Source organism: Streptomyces sp. NPDC048192 (genome assembly GCF_043202415.1).
In the GTDB taxonomy this organism is placed as follows: Bacteria; Actinomycetota; Actinomycetes; order Streptomycetales; family Streptomycetaceae; genus Streptomyces.
This window is the reverse complement of the sequence record NZ_JBIDAL010000001.1, coordinates 375,442-393,705: the sequence shown is the minus strand read 5'-3', so window position 1 is coordinate 393,705 and position 18,264 is coordinate 375,442. Positions and strand designations below refer to the sequence as shown.

Here is an 18,264-nt window from a genome sequence, read left to right as displayed (position 1 = left end):
CCTGCCCCGGTGCGGGTGCCGCGCCGGACCCGCCGCGTGGCCGGTCACCCTCGTTCCTGCCGCTCCGCCCTTCCGCGCCTGCCCACGACCACGAGGTCCAGCGCCGCGCCCAGCGCGAGGGCGCCGCAGACCGCCGCGAGGACGGTGAGCGGGCCGCTGCCGGGGCTGTCGCCGGGGCCGGAGCGGGAAGCCCAGAGGGCGAAGCCGGCGGCCGCCGCGGCGAACAGCGGCAGGAACACGGCGGACAGCAACCGGCGCAGCCGCAGCGCGCTGCGCGCGGTGGCCGGTTCTGTGCCGGTGCGCACCGCCGTGCGTGCGTGGCGTTCGTCACGCATGGAAGGCCTCCTTCCGTCAGTCTGGTGTGCGGCGAACCGGGGTCTGTGAGGAACCACACCCGCGGCCCAAACGACGTACGGGGACGGGGCGTTGGCCTTTCCGGCAGCCGGCCGTCGAGTGCCCGGGCGACGACTGTGCCCTCCCGTCTGCCACCATGGTCGGCGCCCTGACCGGGCGGCCCGGCCGCGCAGCGAAGCCGGCCGACGGGTTCCGCCGGTCACTCTCACCACCCCTGGTTGCCGAGTACCCCCCTGTGTCTGCTCCCCCCGCCCTGCCCACACCCGTGCCCGTGCCCGCCCCCGCGTCCGCCTCGCGCTCACCGTGGCGGTCCCTGCGCCACCGCGGCATGCGCTGGTGGTCGCTGGCGAACCTCGTCTCGAACGCCGGCACCTGGATGCAGCTCACCGTGCAGAACCTGCTCGTGCTGCACATCACCCACTCCGCCGCGGCGACCGGCCTGTCGATCTCCGTTCAGGCGGCGCCCGCGCTGTTCGTGAGTCTCCTGGGCGGCACGGCCGTGGACCGCTGGCCGCGGAAGCTGACGGTCGCGGTGAGCCAGTCGCTGCTCGGCGCGGTCGCCTTCACCACGGCGCTGCTGGTGGCGTTCGACCGGATCGACATGACGTCGCTGCTGGCGCTGGCCGCCGTCACCGGCATCATCGCCACCGTCGACGGCCCGGCGTGTGCGCTGCTCGGCAACGACCTCGTGCCCCGGGAGGACGTGCCGTCGGCGATCGGTGTGGGCGCCCTCGTGCACAGCGCGGGGCGGCTCGCCGGCACCGCGCTCGCCGGTGTGGCCGTGGCCCTTCTCGGCACGGCCGCCGCGTACGCCGCCAACGGGCTGTCGTTCCTGTTCGTGGCGTCGGTCGTGCCGTTCCTGCGGCCCGTGCACGGCGCCGGGGCCGAGCCGGCCGCCAGGATGCGCGCGGTACCGGCGGCCGCGGAGATGAGCATCCGGGAGGGACTGCGGTTCTTCGTGGGCCGGCCCCGGCTGGTGGCCCTCGCCGGGATCACCGGGATCAGCTCCGTCTTCGGCCGGAACTACGGCCTCACCCTCGCGGTCCTCGTCACCGGGCCGCTCGCGGGCGGCGCCGGGTCGTTCGGCACCGTCTCCACGGTGCTGGCGGTCGGCGGCATCATCGGGGCGGTCCTCGGCGCCCGGCTGCGCAGTCCCTCGGTGCGGACCGTGGGGCTGCTCGCGGCGGGCGGCGCGCTCCTCCAGGTCGTCGCGGGCCTGTCGCCCTCGCTGGCCGTCCTGATGGTGCTGGTGCTGCCCATGGCCGTGGTGGAGTCCGTCTCCGACACCGCCGGCACGGCCGTCCTGCAGACCGATCCGCCGGCCCACCTGCGCGGCCGGGTGCTCGGCGTGTGGAGCACCATCGGCACGGTGTGGGGCCTGGGCGGGCCGCCCCTGCTGGGCCTGCTGATGGAGTGGGCCGGCGCCCGCGGCGCGCTGGTCACCGGCGGGCTGCTCATCGCCGGATCGATCGGCGCGGGCCTGCTCCTGCGCCGCCGCGGCACCATCCTGCCGCCGGTCGTGGCCACCCGCGACGGCGACGTCACCGGCCGAGAGGCCCTGAGCACGGCAGCCTGAGCCGACGGGGCCTCCCTGGCCCCGAACACGGCTGCCCGACCGCTGCGAGCCTGATGGGCCACCGCCCGACCACTGCGGACCCGGTAGACCACCACCCGACCGCTGCGGGCCCGGCGGGCCACCGCCCGGCCGACGCCTTCCCGAGCCTCCACCACGGCCGCCCGGCCGGTGCGGCGCCGAGGCGTCCAGACCCGATCGCAGGCCCCGGCACGGATGCCCGGCCGGGGCAGGCCCCCCGGTGCCGCCGCGTGACCGACAGGCCTTCCCGGACGGCCTGCCCAGCCGGTGCAGAGCCGAGGCGCCGATGCCCGACCGCAAGCCCCAGCACGGATGCCTGGCCGGGGCCGAGCCGCAGGCACCGCCGCCTGACCGACCGGCCTTCCCGGACGGCCTGCCCAGCCGGTGCAGAGCCGAGGCGCCGACGCCCGAACCCAGGCACCCGGCACGGATGCCCGCCCGGGGCCGAGCCGCAGGCACCGCCGCCTGACCGACCGGCCTTCTCGGGGCGGCCTGCCCAGCCGGTGCAGAGCCGAGACGCCGACGCCCGAACCCAGGCACCCGGCACGGATGCCCGCCCGGGGCCGAGCCGCAGGTACCACCGCATGACCGACCGGCCTTCCCGAGACGGCCTGCCCAGCCGGTGCAGAGCCGAGGCGCCGACGCCCGAACCCAGGCACCCGGCACGGATGCCCGCCCGGGGCCGAGCCGCAGGCACCGACGCCTGACCGACCGGCCTTCGCAGGACGGCTCGCCCAGCCGGTGCAGAGCCGAGACGCCGACGCCCGACCGCAAGCCTCAGCACGGATGCCCGGCAGGGGCCGAGCCGCAGCGCCCACGCCCGACCGGCCTTCCCAGGACGGCCGGCCAAGCCGGTGCAGCGCCGCAGCGCCCACGCCCGACCGCACGCCCCAGCACGGGTACCCGGCCGGAGCAGGGCCACCCGGTGCCGCCACCTTGACCGACAGGCCCCGGCCGGTGGCGAAGTGCCCCGCGCCAGCCGCGCCGGGCAGGCGGGTCCTCGGCTCGGTCGGCCGGTGGGGCCGTGGGGTCACGTCTCCGTGTGCTCGCCGCGTCCCGGCAGGTGGTAGACGTGGAAGGCCTGTCCGATGACCGGCTGGGCGACGTTGCGGACCCGGATTCCGCCGCTGGTCATGCCGTGCTCGCTGCCGGCGTGGGCATGCCCGTGCACGGCGAGGTCCGCGCCGGCGGTGTCGATGGCCTCGGCGAGCAGATAGCTGCCGAGGAACGGGTAGATCTCCGGCGGCTCACCCGCCAGGGTGTCCGGCACGGGCGAGAAGTGGGTCAGGGCGATGCGCACGTCGCAGTCCTGGTCGGCCAGCTCCTTCAGCGCGGTGTGCAGGGAGTCGGCGCACCGGCGGGTGTAGCGGACGAACTCCTTCATGAGGGGTTCGCCGAACTCCCCGGCGCAGCGTCCGACGAATCCGCCGCCGAAGCCCTTGGTGCCGGCCACCCCGATCCGTGCCCCGTCGGCGGTGACGACGGCGGCCTCGCCCTCCAGGACGTGCGCCCCGGCCTCCCGCAGGATCGCGGCGACCTCCTCCGGGCGCTCGTCGTGGTGGTCGTGGTTGCCGAGTACGGCGACGACGGGCACCCCGAGGTCCTTGATCTCCCGTGCGACGACCGCGGTCTCCTCCGGTGTGCCGTGCCGGGTGAGGTCCCCGGCCAGGAGCAGGACGTCGGCGCAGCCGGGCAGCGTCTCGAACGAGGGGCGCAGGGTGCCCTGGCTCGCGGGGCTCATGTGGATGTCCCCGACGGCCGCGACGCGGATCATGTCAGGTCCTCTCCGTGGTCGGGCGAGGAGGTGCCGGCGACGAGGATGTCGCAGTGGACGGGGTGCCCCGCCAGTTCCTCGCGGGCCAGGTGGCAGATCTCGTCCCGGCACTGGCCGGAGGGCACGGTGCCGGTCAGCAGGACGGCCTCGCCGCGCAGCTCCACTCGTATGCCGAGTTCGCCGAGGTCCCCGGCGGCCAGGTGCTCGGCGAGGTGGGCGACGCGGTAGTCGAGGGTGCCGCCCGCCGACGGAGGCGGCGGGCTCGTGTCGGTCATGGCTGCCCCTCCTGGGGGTCGATCACGTTCAGCCGTTCGAGCAGGAAGAGGAAGGCCGCCGGCATGGGCTGGTCGCCGCAGGCGGCGCGCACCGCGTCCCAGTCGACCTTCTCGCGGACGGCCCGGGCGACGGGCAGGACGGCCCCGAAGTCGCAGTAGTGCTCGGAAAAGGCGCTGATCAGGCTGTGGATCAGATCGGTCGGGGCGAGCACGGGCATCAGCACCGAGTCGACCGGCAGCACATGCGCGCGTTCGAGCATGTCCTGGGTGACGGGCTGGTGCGCGAGGGCGAAGATGATGTCGACGTTCTGCCCGCGGCAGGTCGTCTTCAGCAGCCAGTCCTCCGGCGGGGTCCGGATGGGCAGGCCGGCCTCGCGCAGGGTGGCGGCGACCGCCTCGGCGTCCTCGGGCAGCACGCAGAAGTCGGCGTCGTGCTGGAGGTAACGGCTGCCGCCGTGGGCGTACACGGCCACGCTGCCGGCGAGCGCGAAGCGATGGCCTGCGCGTTTGAGCAGGGCGCCGATCTCCTTGGCGGCTTCCAGGATCGCCTGGCTGCGGTCCTGCGGCAGCTCCGGCTGGCCCCCGGACACGGCAGGGCGGTCCGGCTCCGCGGCGAGGCGGAGTTCGGTGACCTCCGGCCGCCCGGCAGGGGCGGCACCCTCCCCGTTGTGCGTCATGGTGTCTCCGTTTCGCGGCCCGGGTGCCCGGATCGGCCCGTTCTGATCCGGGGAGTCGTACGGGTACCCGGCGCGACCGCACCGACACCGCGCACCGGGGGCGTCACTCGCATGCAGGGGTGCGCCCCCGCGGCCGGGCCGGTGACAGCCGGCACCCACGCGCACCTGCTGCTTCCGGCCGTGCCCAGCGTTGTTTCCGGCCGTGCCCACCGCGCCGATCACGATCGTGGACATGCGGACACCAGCGGTGCCCACCCCCGCGGTGCGGATCCATCGGCGGGGCCGCGGAGTACGGGCCGGCGCCGCGCACGGTGCGGTCACGGCCGCCGTGTTCAACTGCCTTTGCGCCAATGTTCAGTTGGCCGGGTGGCCTCCGGGCACGGCCGTTGTGAGAATCTCCGGGCCCCGACAGGGAGGTTCCCATGTCCGTACGACATCTGCTCGCCGGCCTGGCCCTGGTGCCGGCGCTGGTCTTCCCGGCCGCCGCCCAGGCCGCGCCCGGCGGCGGGCACCCGGCCCCCTTCGACCTCCAGGCGCACCGCGGCGGTCTCGGCCTGACGACCGAGGAGTCGCTGGAGGGCTTCGGCAAGGCGATGCGGCTCGGGGTGTCCACGCTGGAGCTGGACACCCAGATCACCAAGGACCTGAAGGTCGTCGTCAACCACGACCGGCAGATCAGCGGCGTCAAGTGCGAGGACACCGGTCCGGTGACGCCCGGCGACCCGATGTATCCGTACGTCGGCAAGTACATCAAGGACCTGACCCTGGCCCAGATCAAGACGCTGGACTGCGGCTACCAGCAGCTCCCCGGATTTCCCGAGCAGGAGGTCGTCAAGGGCTTCCGGATGGCGGAGCTGAAGGACGTCCTGAACCTGGTCAGGCGCTACCACGCCTGGGGCGTGAAGCTGAACATCGAGACCAAGGTCGAGGCGGGGGCGCCGGAGCAGACCGCGCCGCGTGAGGTGTTCGTGCGGCGGGTGTACGAGGAGATCCACCGCTCGGGCATCGAACGGCAGGTCACCATCGAGTCGTTCGACTGGGGCGCGCTGAAGGTGATGCACCGTCTCGCGCCGAGGTGGCCGCTGGTCGCGCTGACCAACTACGACTTCCTCGAGGTCGGCCGGCCCGGCGCCTCCCCGTGGCTCGGCGGGATCGACGCCGACGACTACGGCGGGGACTTCGTGAAGGCGGCCGCCACTGTCCCGGGCGTGACGACCCTCTCCCCCAACTACGGCTTTCCGCAGACCGGCAAGGTCGGCGACCCGGGCTTCCGCTTCTACTCGGACGCGGCGATGGTCGCCGAGGCGCACGCCCGCGGGCTGAAGGTGGTCCCGTGGACCTGTGACGACCCGGCGACCGTGGAGGCGCTGATGGACATGGGCGTCGACGGCGTCATCACCGACTACCCGGACCGCGTACGGCAGATCATGGCCGACCGCGGGATGCCGCTGCCCCGGTCCTACGCTCCGCACGGGCGCTCCTGACCGGCACGGCGGGCGTGAGCCCCGCCCCGAGTGGGGCGGGGCGGGACCGCACGCCCCCGGTCAGCGGACCTGCTTGAGGTCGGTGATCTTCAGGGTCTTCAGGTCGGACTGCACGTCGATCCGGCTGACCTCGGCGTGCGGGCCGTCGCTCCAGGTCAGGGTGACCCGGCTGGTGGCGTGCCCGGCGCCGGAGCCGGTGTAGGCGACCTTCCACTTCACGGGCACGTTCTGCGCGAACAGGATGCCGTCGGCGTGCTCCTTCTTCTCGAAGGCGGCGACCTTCTTCCGCGCGGCGGCGGAGAGGTAGAAGGCGCGCAACGCCTTGGCGGCGTCGCCGGCGGACTTGTCGTCGGTGGACCAGACGGCGTCGATGTAGGCGCCGTAGAAGTCGGCCACGTGCTGGGTGACGTTGCGCGGGTCGCCCTGGGCGGAGGACACGGCGGCGGCGCGGGTGGTGCGGTCCGCTCCGGCGCCCGCGAGAGCGGGGGTCACGGCGGCCAGGGTGAGGCCGCCGGTGAGGGCCACGGCGGTGATCAGGGTGGTGCGGTTGCGGACGGACATACGTCTCATTCCCCCGTTTTCTGTACGACCGGGCTGATCCCGGCCGTCGGCGGACCTTAAGACCTCAATTCCATCGCCGTGGTTCCGCTTTCCCTGTGCCTTTTTCCCCTTCCGTCCGCCGAACATGAGCCGGCCGGATGGTTGCGCCGGATTCCGGTCGGGTGTGCGCCCTCTTTCGGTCATTCGACGCCTGATGTCCGGCGGGCGGCCCGCCGTGCGAAGGGGTCGGGGCCGGGGTCCGGGAGGTGGGTCGGACCCCGGCCCCGGGTCCGGCGGGGCCGTCCGGCGGCCGCGCAGGGGGGCCGGCCCGTCAGGGTTTGCGGGCGACCGCGCCGTACATCGCGATGTCCTCGTCCCGGATGCCGGCCTCGCCGGTGCCGTCGGGGCGCCACTTGTGCACCTGGACGATGCCCGGCTCGACCAGTTCCAGCCCCTCGAAGAACTCGTGGGCCTCCTGAAGGGTGCGCAGCCGCATCGGCATGTTGCGGGCCGCGTACTCGCGGGCCACCCGGCCCACCTCCTCGGGCGCGAACTCGGCGGTGCCGATGGACATCGCGAGATGGCTGCCCGAGGGCAGCGGCTCCAACAGCCGCCGTACGACGCCGACCGCGTCGTCCTCGTCCAGCATGAAGTGGACGATCGCGATGACGGTGAGGGCGACGGGCCGGCTCAGGTCCAGGGTCTCGCGCAGCTCGGGGGCGCCGAGGATGGCCGCCGGGTCGCGGAAGTCGGCCTCCAGGTACGCCGTGCGGCCCTCGGGCGCGCTGGCCAGCAGGCCCTGGGAGAGGGTGAGCACGATCGGGTCGTTGTCGACGTAGACGACCCGCGACTCGGGGGCCACGGCCTGCGCGATCTCGTGCAGGTTGGGGGAGGTCGGGATGCCCGTGCCGATGTCCAGGAACTGGCGCATGCCCGCCTCCTCGGCGAGCCAGCGCACGGCGCGGTTCATCCAGTCGCGGTTGGCGCGCATGTGGACCGGCAGCGCGGGCCACTCACGGGCCATGGCGTCGCCGGCCTCCTTGTCGGCGGGGTAGTAGTCCTTGCCGCCGAGGATGTAGTCGTAGATGCGCGCGGAGTGGGCGTTCTCGGTGTCGATGCGGTCGGCCGGCCATCCGTTGTCGGGCAACGCCGTGTCTCCCATTCGGGTCGGGGGCGGGGGCTTGCGTACGAACTGGTGGGTCACAGCTCCTTGCGGATCGCGCCGAGCAGGGACTCGGTCTTCCGGGCGGGCGCGGCCTGGGCGCCGAGCCGGTCCAGCGCCTCCCGGTAGACCACGACGTCGTCGGCCTTGTCGAGGTAGACGGCCCCGACCAGACCGCTGAGGTACACGATGTCGGGCAGTTCGCGGGCCCGGAACCGGAACAGATGGCAGGCGCCCGCCCGCAGCGCCGGGTGCGGGCCGTTGGCGAACGGCATGATCTGCACGGTCACATGGGCCAGCCGGTTGACCTCGATCAGATGGTCGATCTGCGCCCGCATCACCGCGGCGCCGCCGACCGGCCAGCGCAGCACCGTCTCGTCCATCACCACCCACACCCGCGGCGGTGCCGGGCGGGTCAGCAGTTCCTGGCGGCGCATGCGCAGCGCCACCCGGCGTTCGGTGGCCTCGGCACAGGCGTGCGGGCTGTCCGCGCCGAGCAGGGCGCGGGCGTAGTCCTCGGTCTGCAGCAGGCCGTGCACGAACTGGTTCTCGTACGCGCGGATCTGCAGCGCGGCCTGCTCCAGGCTGAGATAGGCGGCGAACCAGTCGGGCATCACATCGCGGTAGGTGTGCCACCAGCCGCGCTTGTTGGCCTCGCGCACGGACTTCAGGAAGGTGTCGATCTCGTCCTGGTCGGTGACGCCGTACACCTGGAGCAGCTTCTCGGCGTCCGCGAGCCTGAGCCGGGCCACCTTGGCGGCCTCCATGCGGCGGATCGTGGAGTGGCTGACCCCGATGGCCGCGCCCGCCTCGGCGTAGCTGAGACCGGCCCGGGTGCGCAGGTCCTCCAGCTGCCGGCCGAGGATCATGCGCAGCACGGAGGGGGCTCCGCCCCAGTCGGTCTCCGCGGTCACGCCCCCACCCCCTCGACAGGTCACAGGACACGGTCGCACACGGTCGTTGTCCGCGGCCCCTTCGATCACGTTCCGGCCCGGAGCAGCATGCACTTCGCTGTCTGCAAATTTCAACTTGCAGGTTGCGGAGCGTTCTTGGCGGGTGCCACAGTGGACGAACTGTTCCGGTCGGCCCAAGGAGCAGGCGGCCCGGCCGGGTTGGGGGAGACCTCGGCCGCACCACGGCCTCGTCGGGAGGCGGTGCGTCGTCTGCTGCGCGAGCGGCCGGCCCGACACCGGACACCCCCCACACGAGGCCGGGCGAAAGGCGCACGGCGATGGCTCCGCCCTCCCTCCCCCGACCCCTGCCCCACCCGGCCGAGAGCCCCGGCTCCGCCGAACCGCCCCCAGCCCCGTTACCCCTGCCGCCGGTCCCGCGCCCGCACCGGCCACCGGCCCCCGCGGACGGCCCGCTTCCGCCCCCGGACTCCGCACCGCGCCGGCCCGTGGCCCGTCCCGGCCGCGGAGCGGACACCGTGGACCCCGCAGCCCGGCCTGACCCCGGCAGGGGCAGTACGGGCAGCCTTGGACACGAGGCCGCGGACGAGGCGGACCAAGGAGTACGGTCGGCGGGCACGCAGGACCGGCCACACCGGTGCACGGATACGGCGGACACGCCGGACCGGTCCGCGGGCCCCCCTCAAGCACTGCACCGGTGCGCCGGAACGGCGGACGCGCCGGACCGGACCGAGGCCGGTTCCCAGGACATGCCGCGCTTCGGTGCGGACGCCCTGCGGCAGCCGTGCGGGCCGTCGGTCCCGGCCGGTGTCCTGATACCGCCCGGAGGCGAGCACCTCGGCCGGCTCGCTGGGCCCGTCGGCGCCGGCCGGCCCGCCTCCGGGCCTCCGCCGCGCCGCTCCGGTGCCGTGTTCGACCTGCCGGCCCGCCCGGCCGCCGTAGGCACCGCCCGCCGGGTCGTCCGGGACCTGCTGACCGCCTGGGGCGTGCCGGAAGGCGCCCGGGACGACGCGGTCCTGGTGACCTCCGAGCTGGTCACGAACGCCCTGGTGCACACCGCCGGTACACGGATCGCCTGCCGACTGCGCTGTACCGGGGACCGGTTGCGCATCGAGGTCGAGGACCAGGCAGGCGGCCCGGTGCTGCCGGCGGCGCGCTGCCCGGGCCCGGAGGACCAGCACGGGCGCGGGCTGTTCCTGGTCGACACGCTCAGCCACGACTGGGGCGTGACCCCGGTCGGCGGCCGGCCCGGCGGGATCGTCTGGGCGGAACTCCCCGCCGGCCCCGGCTGACACGGCCCCCTACTGGTCACGGACGGTCCCCACCAGTCCGCACTAGTCCGAAGGATCCCCCATGCACCACATCACCCCCACCCCCGTCCCGGCCGCCGATCCCTCCTGGACCCGCACCCACCCCAAGCCCGGCTCCGAGGATCAGGACGGCTGACAGGGGCGCTCCCTCGCACCGGCCGAGCCCCGTGCACGCCGCGCCCCGGCACCGGACCGGACTCCCCTCCCCCACGGCCGACCGGTATCCGGGACCCGACACCCGGCCCCCACCCACACCGCTCCCACCCGTCTCCGGGTCTGCGGGCCGAAAACACCCCTCACCACACCCCGGCCGGCTCCCGGACCCGGGTAGATTCGCCGGCGGTGCGGGTGGTCCGCATCCGGCCGGGGCACGGGGTCCGTGGCCGCCGGGCGTCGGCTGCGTCGGGGGTGTGCATGGGCTGGTCGCTGATCCGCCGGAGGCGGGCCGCGCCGGCCGTGCTGCCCGTGCCCGGGCGGTGCGGGCCCGAGGCCGGGCGGCATGTCCTGGCCACCGAGCGGCTGCTGCTGTTCACGCCCCGCACCCGGCTGGACGTGGCGGCGGCGCTCGCCGCCTGTGCGGACGCCGAGGCGCAGCGCTGGCTCGGCACCCAGGCGGACGAGGTCCTGCCCGATCCCGGCCTGCGCAGGGCCCTGCTCGCCTGGCGGCCCGCCGGTGAGGACGGGCGCCGGGTGCCCCGGAAGCTGGCCCGGCCGTATGTGCCGGGCCCTGACGACCCGCTGCTGCTCGTGTGTGTCCGCAGGTCGGACCTCGGCTATGCGGGCGCCCTCGAACTCGAGCCTCGCACCGGCGAGATGGGCGGCTGGCTGGCACCGGCCTGCCGCGGGCAGGGCCTGGGCGCGGAGTTGTTCCGCGCGGGCGCGGTCCTCGCGCACGCCCATGCCGGGCTGGCCACGGTACGGGCCGGCGCCGAGCCCGGGAACACCGCGAGCCGGCGGGCCCTGGCCCGGGCCGGTTTCGTGCGGGCCGAGGGGCCGCCCCGGCACACCCTGCCCGACGGCCGCGTGGTCGAGACCGTCTGGCACCGGCACGACAGCCCGGCCGCCTCCCGCTGCCGCTGACCCCACCGGTCCGGGGGTCCTCCTCGCCGGCGATTCCTGGAACCGGCCGCCGCCTTGCCCCGGCTCGGGCTCACGCGCCGGGCATCAGCCCGGCCGCGATGGTGGCTCCGAGTTCCCAGCAGGCCTCCGTGTCGGCCTTGCCGGGCTGGCCGGTGACGGTGACCGGGTTCGCCGCGCGGCGCCAGCCGAGGCCGGTGGTGACGGCCTCGATGGCGCGGACGGCGCCGGTGACGTCGTTGCCGCCGTGCACGTAGTAGCCGAACGGGCGGCCCCGGGTCTCGTCCAGGCAGGGGTAGTAGACCTGGTCGAAGAAGTGCTTCAGCGCGCCGGACATGTACCCCAGGTTCGCCGGCGTGCCGAGCAGATAGCCGTCGGCCTCCAGGACGTCGGAGGCGGTCGCGGACAGGGCCGCCCGGCGCACGACGGCGACGCCTTCGATCTCCGGCGCGGTGGCGCCGGCGACGGCGGCCTCGAACAGCGCCTGGCAGTTGGGCGACGGGGTGTGATGGACGATCAGCAAGGTAGCCACACCCGGCACCCTGCCGTGCCGGCGCCGTACCCCGCAAACGGCGGGCGTGGCCGGTGGTGCCCCTGGGTAGGGAGTGTGCACCCGAGAGCAGGAGGGGATGCCGTGACGAGAGCGGCTGCGCGCGAGTCCGGTCCCCGCCCTCCGTGGCCGCCGGCCGGCTACCGGTGCCGGCCCGCGACCGGTGCCGACGTGGACGCCGTCCACGGCCTGGTCGCCGCGTACGAGCGCGCGCTGCACGGCCGCGTCACGACCGGCGCGGACCGCATCGCCGCCGAGCTGACCCTGCCCGGCGTACGGCCGGAACACGACACGCTGCTCGTGCACGCCGGCGACGGGGCGGTGGCCGGCTACGGCTGGGTGAAGGGGCGGCGCGCCCGGGTCCACGTGCACCCCGGACACCGGGGCCGCGGCCTCGGCGGCGCCCTGCTCGCCTGGACCGAGGCGCGGGCCCGGCAGGCGGGCGGCGACCGGCTCGCGCAGACCGTCGCCGACGCCGATCACGCCGCGATCGCGCTGCTGCGGGCCGGCGGATACGCCCGGATGGTCACCGAGTGGCTGCTGGAGATCGCGCTGACCGGCGAACCCGAGGTGCCCGACGCGCCGGAGGGCATCGTCGTACGGCCGTTCCGGCCCGGCGACGAGCAGGCCGCGTACCGGCTCACCGAGGACGCGTTCGACGAGTGGCAGCCGCGGCGCAAGAGCTACCCGGAATGGGCGCGGCACACCGTCGAGCGCACCGTGTTCCTGCCGGCGGCGTCACCGCTGGCCTTCGCCGGTGATCAACTGGTGGGAGCGGTGCTGTCGCTGGACGTCCCCGGCCATGACGAGGGCTACGTCGAACGGGTCGCGGTACGGCGCGACCAGCGCGACCGGGGCATCGCCCGATTGCTGCTGCGCGAGGCGTTCCGCACCTTCCACCGCCTCGGCAGGCCGGTGTGCACCCTGTGGACCCACTCCGGCACCGGCGCCCTCCCGCTGTACGAGCGCCTGGGCATGACGGTCCGGCGCAGTTCCACGGTCTACGGCAAGGCCCTCGGCACCGGTTGACCGGCCGGGCGGAGGTCCGCGCGGCGGTGTCCGTGCCCTCGGTTACAGTTGCGCCCCTGAACAGGAGGGGGCGGGACGTGCGGGTCAGGGTGGGGTTCGTGGGCCGGGGAGCGGCCGTGGCGGTGGCGCTCGCCACGCTGCTCGGGGGATGCGCGGGGTCGGCGGACGGCGACGGGAAAAGCGCGGCCGGCGCTTCCCCGTCCGGCCGGAGCGAGGCCGACGCGGCGGCGGCGAAGGGCGGTTCGGTCGGCGCGGCCGGCTCGGACTGCGCGCTGCCCGTCCGTTTCGACGTGGCGGAGGACTGGAAGGCCAAGGCGATCGACGCGGAGCAGTCGAAGGCGTCGACGGGGTCCGGCGACGACCTGAGCGCAGCCGTCGCCGACGCCCTGCTGCACCAGGGCCCGGTCACCGCGGCCTGCGAGATCGACGCCAAGCCGGCGGGGCACATCGGGTTCCTGCGCGTGTGGACCGGCAAGGCGGGCGCCGCCGCTCCGGGCACGGTGCTGCGGCAGTTCGTCGCCGCCGAGGACGGCGCCGGAAAGGCGACGTACCGCTCCGTCAGGACGGGCGGCGGCCTGAAGGCGGTGGAGGTGGGGTACCTCTACACCAGCAAGCTCCTGGGCGAGACCAAGAAGGAGACGGCGCTGGCCGTCGGCACGCCCGACGGCCCGGTCGTCCTGCACCTCGGCGGCATGGACACCGAGGAACACGAGGCGATGCGGCCGGCGTACGAACTGGCCAAGCAGACCCTCCGGTTGAGCTGAGCGCCGCGAACGGCCGCCCGCGGCACGTCAGTCCACGGTCGTGGACCGGCCCAGATAGGTGAGCGGACCGGCGTCCGCGACCGGTATCTCCTCGAAGCCGAGCCGGTCGTAGAAGGCACGGGCGGCGGTGTTGACGGTGACCATGCCGAGGTGGACGGCCTCAACTCCCTGCCCGCGCAGGGCGTTCAGGAAGGTGTGCATCAGCCGGCGGCCATGGCCCTGCCCCTGCCAGGGCGGCAGCAGGTCGATGTGCAGATGGGCGGGGTGGCCGGCGAGTTCGGGCACGAGCATGCGCTCCGGGTGGTGCAGCAGGCGGACCATCTCCTCGGTGGGCGTGCGGGGCGGTGCCACGGGCTCCGGATAGCGGTCGGCGAGCAGCGGGATCCAGCCGTGCCGGAAGTCCTCGACGAAGCGCTCGGTGTCCGCGGTGCCGACGATGTAGCCCACGGCCCGTCCCCTGCCGTCGTCGAGCACGAAGGCGAGGTCCGGGTCGAAGCGGCAGTACGGCTCGGCGAAGAGCGCGGGCATGAGGCGCTGGTCGGGGTACAGGGCCCGGGAGTCGCCGCCGTTGTGCGCGGTGCGGACGCAGACGTCGGCCACCGCGTCGCGGTCGGCGGGACGGTACGGGCGGACGGCCGGGGCGGGAGACGGAGAAGCCATGGGCTCATCCTGACTCTCTTGGGAGCGCTCCCACAAGCCGTTCGGCCCCGGCTCCTTCCATGCCGGGCGAGCGGCGGCCCACTGCCGGAGCGGGCCGCCGCGGCGAGAACGGTCAGTACCGCAGGCGCCTGGCCCGGAGCAGCATGACCACGCCGGACAGCGCGAGCAGGGTGCCGAGCGCCGCGGGCCACAGATGCGACCCGGTCTCCGCGAGCGCGCCCTGCGTCCCCTGCACCTGGGGCTGTGCGGGTGGGGCGTTGCCGGCGGCACCGGCCTGACCGGACGCGGACCCGCTGGGCTCGGCCTGCGGCGACTGCCCGGCCGGAGCGGGCGAGGTCGAGGACGCCGGGCGCGCGGGCTCGGTGGACCGGTCGGGCCGGGTGGTGCGGTCGTGCTGGGTGCCGTGGGCCTGCTCAGTGCCGTGGTCCTGTTCGTGGCCCTGGTCCGGCTGGGTGGTGCGCTGGTGCTGCCCGGCCGTGCGGGTCGGCGCGGTGGTGCGGGTCGGTGCGGCCGTGCGGTCGGGGGTGGTGGTCGCGTCGGTCCTCGGGAGCTGGGAGGCCGACGGCGCCGGGCCGGAGGTGGCGGTGGAGGTGGGCTGGCCGGTCGTACCGCCGCCCGGGGTCGCCGTCGTACCGGAGCCGGAGCCCGGCGTGGGCGAGGCGGTGGCACCCGAGCCGTCGCCGTCGGGGCCGCAGGTGCGGCCGGAGTTGATGCAGTCGACCATCTGGCGCATCAGGTCCTCGTCGAAGACGTTGATGAAGTCGCCGTGGTCGGTGACGGGCTTGTGCAGCTGCTCGGGGAAGGAGTCGACGGCGAACAGCGGCACCGTCCGGCCTCCGTCCTGCAGGCTGGGCGCCCGGACGTCGTAGACGAGGCGTTGCACCAGCTGCGGAATCGGCTGGAAACCGGCCGGGCAGGAGCCGTCGGGGGCGGTGAAGGCCACATGCGTGCGGTGGTTGGCACTGTCGGTGTTGCGGCCGTCCCAGCAGCTCTGGAAGCGGAAGGTGCGCACCACGTCGCTGTCCTGCGGGCACAGCGGGTACTTGTCCTTCAGCTGCCGGTCCTCGTAACCGGTGCAGCTCCAGGAGGCGTTGGCGTTGCCGGGCCCGTTGACGAAGGCCTTGGCGTCGCCGGTGATGATGCGCAGGAAGCGCGGCATGGCGGTGACCTTGCCGCGCGGGTTGCCGACGAAGGTCAGGGTGACCTGCTTGGGGGTGACGATCCGGCCCGCGTTGCCCTCCGTGCCGCCGCCGGGGGATCCGGCGTCCCGTTCCTGCGTGCCGTCCTGGAGGCGCAGCACCGGCCAGTAGTAGGTGGACCTGTCGCCCTGGTCGACGCAGCTCGTGCCGGCCTTCGCCAGGTCGTCGTCGCTCGCGAAGGCGTTGTTGCCCTGGTTGCCGACGTAGTCGTGGAAGTGGTGGGCGCCGTTGGAGACGCCGGGAGCGACGATGACGTTGTCGGAGTTGCGCAGTCCGTTCGCGTTGACACCGCACTCGGAGGTGAAGCTGCCGCGCGAGGCGTCGGCCTGCTGCGGCGGGTTCGGCACATCGGGCTGCACCGAGGTGATGTCCGCGTAGTCGGAGGCGACGGGCCCGTTGCCGCCCTGCCCGGCGCCGTTCGGCGCGGCGGACCCGGACGCGGTGGCGCTGGCGCTGGCCGGGGAGCCGCCGGACGGGGCGGCCGTCGCCTGGGCGCCAGTGTCGTCTCCGGGGCGCAGGGTGCAGCCGGCGAGGGCGTCCAGGCCCTGCGGGCGCTCCCCCACCCGGTCGACGGCGTCCTCGATCCGCGCGATCGACCCGGCCCGCTCGTCCTTGAGCGGCTTCATGATGGTGTCGTCGACCGGGCCGGAGTCCTGGCCGGCCGTCCAGCCCGACTGCTGGAGCTGCCGGTAGGCGTCGGCCGTCTGCCGGTCCAGCAGGGCGAGTTCACGGTCCACGTCGGAGCGGGCCGCCTCGGGTACGGCGGTCAGCCGGCTGCCGACGTCCGGGCAGTCGATCGTGGGCATGCCGGCGGACAGGATGCGGCCGGTTCCGTTCGTGCCGGATCCGCCGCCCCAGCCCTCGGTCGCGGAGGCGTAGACGTTCGCCGCGACGAGCCCGCCTCCGCCCAGCATCAGGGCGACCGCTGCGAAGGTCGCGCGTCGTGCGCGGGTCGGGCGTCTGCGCTTGTTGCGTGCCAAGGTCGTCCCCTGTGTGGTGTGTGCGCCGGTGCGCCGGTCGGGCATGGAACTCCCCGGGCTCATACGGACGGCCCGACCGATCTGTTCAACGCCTTCGCGAATTCACCGGGACCTCACAGGAAAACGCGAGCCTCGCCTCTTCCCCTTCGAACGCCGTCGCGAACATCACAAAAAGGTATCGGACATTTCGCTCCTCAACCTTCACATGAGCCACACACGTTGGCTAGGTTGACGCGAGGCCGCCCGGCAGGTCAGGGACCGGACGCACGGCCCAACTGCCCTGCGGGGCAAGGAAGGAGCGTGTCTTCCATGGCGCCGGAGAGCCGCGACGGGGTACCGGGACGGGACGAGGTACGGCAGCGGATCGACTCCCTCTACGACCGGGCCGAGAACGCCACCGGGAACTACAACGCGACCCGGGCCATGGCCTCGGTGAAACGCTCGCGGGGTGTTCCGCTCGCCAAGCGGCGGCGGCCGGACCCCGCGCTCGACGAGGTCGCCCGGCAGTGGTTCGAGGCGGCCCGCGCCAAGCTCGGCCCGACCGTCCCCGCCGTGCTCCCCGCGGACCGGCTCCCCGACGCCCCGTCGGCCGAGCGGCGCGGCCGTGGCCGGTGGGGCGGCGCCCCGGACGCCCTGGAGCCGGCCGCGCGCCGCACCGAGGCCCTGGAGCGGGCCGCGGACCGCACGGTGGCCGAGCTGACGGCCGGCCGGCCCACGGACCCGGAGAGCCTGGCCCTCGCCGCCCGCGAAAGCGCCCGAGCGGCACTTCCCGGCCCACGGCGCCCCGAACTCCCAGTTCCGGTGGGTGAGTTGCCGGGACCGATGGGCGGGGGCAGTGGTGGCGGGGGCGCCGGGGGCAACTGGGACGCCGGGGGCATTCAGCCGCCAGGCTGGGGGACCGTGACGGCTCCGGTCGGTCAGGCCATCCAGCCGGCCCCGGCCGGCCAAGGAGCCCTGACGGCCCCGGTCGGTTCGGGAGCCTTGGTGGCTCCGGCCGGTTCGGGAGCCCTGGCGGCTCCGGCCATCGGGGGCGTGCCGGCGGGACTCGGGCCGGTGGAGCCGACGGGGCTCGGGCCGGTGCAGCCGTGGGGTCCGGGAGCGGCGAATGGTGCCGACCTGGGTACGGGACTGCCGGCCGGCCTCGGCGCGACGGACCCGGCGAGCCTCGATGCGGAACTCCCGGCCCGCCTGGGCCAGTCGGGTCCCGGGGGCCTGGAGACCGGACTGCCGACCCCCCTCGGCACCGCGGAACCGGCGCGCCTGGATGCAGGACTGCCGGTCGGCCTCGGTATGACCGACCCAGCGAGCCTGGATGCAGGGCTGCCGACCGGCCTCGGTACGGCACCGGTAGGCAGGGAAGCAGGGTGGACGACCGACCCGGGTGCGGCGGAGTCCGGTTGGCCGGGTGCGGCGCGAGCGGCCGGTCTGGGGCCTGCCGAGACCGCCGTCCTCCCGGTGACCGCCCTCCCCGACGCCCAGGGAGCCCCGGCCCAGGAGCCGAGTCCGTTCCCCGGCGCCGCCCGGCGGGGCCGCACTTCCCCCGGTCCTTCGAAGGCGGCCAACCAGCGCAAGCTCGCCGCCGCGAGCGACGTGCTCTCCCGGTACACCGCCCGCCTGGCCACGTCCACGGCGGCCGCCCACGCCGCGTCGGTCACGGCCGCCGCGCCGCCCCAGCCCATGGCCGCGTCACCGGTGCCGGTGACGGACGTACCGCCCGAGTCGGTTGCGTCCTCGCCGAGCTTCACGGCGGAAACCGCCACGCCGGTCACCGCCGCGACCGCACCACCGGCGCAGGTGACGGCCGCGTCCCCCGCCATGGCCCCACCGCCCCCTCCGTTCACGGCGGTACCGCCGGCCCCCGCGACCGGGGCCGCGCCCCCAGCGGTCGTACCCGCCACACCCACGCCCGTCGCCCCCGCGGCCG

At 74.8% G+C, this 18,264-nt stretch carries 16 protein-coding genes; 6 read left to right on the top strand and 10 right to left on the bottom strand.

Annotation, left to right across the window (positions count from 1 at the left end; genetic code table 11):
- Positions 1 to 44: 44 nt before the first annotated feature.
- Positions 45 to 335: a DUF6343 family protein gene (locus ACGFZN_RS01725; protein WP_393856446.1), complete on the bottom strand. Its 291-nt coding sequence runs from the start codon at positions 333 to 335 to the stop codon at positions 45 to 47.
- A gap of 290 nt (positions 336 to 625) precedes the next feature.
- On the opposite strand from ACGFZN_RS01725, the gene ACGFZN_RS01720 reads away from it, so the two are divergent.
- Complete coding sequence (locus ACGFZN_RS01720; protein ID WP_393856445.1) at positions 626 to 1,930, top strand: MFS transporter; 1,305 nt, start codon at positions 626 to 628, stop codon at positions 1,928 to 1,930.
- 1,048 nt (positions 1,931 to 2,978) lie between these two features.
- Here ACGFZN_RS01720 and ACGFZN_RS01715 read toward each other — a convergent pair.
- From ACGFZN_RS01715 to ACGFZN_RS01705, 3 genes are read right to left on the bottom strand one after another with little or no spacing between them, the layout of a single operon-like run.
- The gene (locus ACGFZN_RS01715) at positions 2,979 to 3,722 is read right to left on the bottom strand and encodes a metallophosphoesterase (RefSeq protein ID WP_393856444.1); all 744 of its coding nucleotides are present in this window, start codon (positions 3,720 to 3,722) and stop codon (positions 2,979 to 2,981) included.
- A complete protein-coding gene (locus ACGFZN_RS01710) occupies positions 3,719 to 3,997 on the bottom strand; it encodes a BON domain-containing protein (RefSeq protein ID WP_393856443.1) in 279 nt (92 codons plus the stop codon). Before ACGFZN_RS01710 ends, ACGFZN_RS01715 begins: the two co-directional genes overlap by 4 nt.
- Positions 3,994 to 4,674: a hypothetical protein gene (locus ACGFZN_RS01705; RefSeq protein ID WP_393856442.1), complete on the bottom strand. Its 681-nt coding sequence runs from the start codon at positions 4,672 to 4,674 to the stop codon at positions 3,994 to 3,996. The genes ACGFZN_RS01710 and ACGFZN_RS01705 overlap by 4 nt, the downstream gene beginning before the upstream one ends.
- Positions 4,675 to 5,096: 422 nt before the next feature.
- On the opposite strand from ACGFZN_RS01705, the gene ACGFZN_RS01700 reads away from it, so the two are divergent.
- The gene (locus ACGFZN_RS01700) at positions 5,097 to 6,158 is read left to right on the top strand and encodes a glycerophosphodiester phosphodiesterase family protein (protein ID WP_393856441.1); all 1,062 of its coding nucleotides are present in this window, start codon (positions 5,097 to 5,099) and stop codon (positions 6,156 to 6,158) included.
- A gap of 60 nt (positions 6,159 to 6,218) precedes the next feature.
- Here ACGFZN_RS01700 and ACGFZN_RS01695 read toward each other — a convergent pair whose 3' ends face one another.
- The 3 genes from ACGFZN_RS01695 to ACGFZN_RS01685 form a co-directional block, all read right to left on the bottom strand.
- On the bottom strand, positions 6,219 to 6,719 hold the full coding sequence (locus tag ACGFZN_RS01695) for a hypothetical protein (protein ID WP_393856440.1): 501 nt from the start codon (positions 6,717 to 6,719) through the stop codon (positions 6,219 to 6,221).
- 310 nt (positions 6,720 to 7,029) lie between these two features.
- A complete protein-coding gene (locus ACGFZN_RS01690; protein WP_393856439.1) occupies positions 7,030 to 7,845 on the bottom strand; it encodes an SAM-dependent methyltransferase in 816 nt (271 codons plus the stop codon).
- Between the two features lie 53 nt (positions 7,846 to 7,898).
- Positions 7,899 to 8,774, bottom strand: coding sequence for a helix-turn-helix domain-containing protein (locus ACGFZN_RS01685; RefSeq protein ID WP_393856438.1), 876 nt, complete (start codon positions 8,772 to 8,774; stop codon positions 7,899 to 7,901).
- A 746-nt stretch (positions 8,775 to 9,520) separates the two neighbouring features.
- Between ACGFZN_RS01685 and ACGFZN_RS01680 the strand changes: the two genes are divergently transcribed.
- Both ACGFZN_RS01680 and ACGFZN_RS01675 read left to right on the top strand, forming a co-directional pair.
- Positions 9,521 to 10,063, top strand: a complete 543-nt coding sequence (locus ACGFZN_RS01680) for an ATP-binding protein (protein WP_393856437.1) — start codon at positions 9,521 to 9,523, stop codon at positions 10,061 to 10,063.
- Positions 10,064 to 10,495: 432 nt separating this feature from the next.
- Positions 10,496 to 11,161, top strand: coding sequence for a GNAT family N-acetyltransferase (locus ACGFZN_RS01675; protein WP_393856436.1), 666 nt, complete (start codon positions 10,496 to 10,498; stop codon positions 11,159 to 11,161).
- A gap of 70 nt (positions 11,162 to 11,231) precedes the next feature.
- Here the strand turns inward: ACGFZN_RS01675 and ACGFZN_RS01670 are convergent, their stop codons facing one another.
- Positions 11,232 to 11,690: a flavodoxin family protein gene (locus tag ACGFZN_RS01670; protein WP_393856435.1), complete on the bottom strand. Its 459-nt coding sequence runs from the start codon at positions 11,688 to 11,690 to the stop codon at positions 11,232 to 11,234.
- A gap of 102 nt (positions 11,691 to 11,792) precedes the next feature.
- On the opposite strand from ACGFZN_RS01670, the gene ACGFZN_RS01665 reads away from it, so the two are divergent.
- Both ACGFZN_RS01665 and ACGFZN_RS01660 read left to right on the top strand, forming a co-directional pair.
- Positions 11,793 to 12,737 carry a GNAT family N-acetyltransferase gene (locus ACGFZN_RS01665; RefSeq protein WP_393856434.1) on the top strand — a complete coding sequence of 315 codons (945 nt, stop codon included), beginning with the start codon at positions 11,793 to 11,795 and terminating at the stop codon, positions 12,735 to 12,737.
- 77 nt (positions 12,738 to 12,814) lie between these two features.
- Positions 12,815 to 13,501: a lipoprotein gene (locus ACGFZN_RS01660; RefSeq protein ID WP_393856433.1), complete on the top strand. Its 687-nt coding sequence runs from the start codon at positions 12,815 to 12,817 to the stop codon at positions 13,499 to 13,501.
- Between the two features lie 27 nt (positions 13,502 to 13,528).
- Here ACGFZN_RS01660 and ACGFZN_RS01655 read toward each other — a convergent pair whose 3' ends face one another.
- A complete protein-coding gene (locus ACGFZN_RS01655; protein WP_393856432.1) occupies positions 13,529 to 14,161 on the bottom strand; it encodes a GNAT family N-acetyltransferase in 633 nt (210 codons plus the stop codon).
- A 112-nt stretch (positions 14,162 to 14,273) separates the two neighbouring features.
- Positions 14,274 to 16,274, bottom strand: a complete 2,001-nt coding sequence (locus ACGFZN_RS01650; protein ID WP_393856669.1) for a DUF1996 domain-containing protein — start codon at positions 16,272 to 16,274, stop codon at positions 14,274 to 14,276.
- Positions 16,275 to 18,264 lie beyond the last annotated feature (1,990 nt).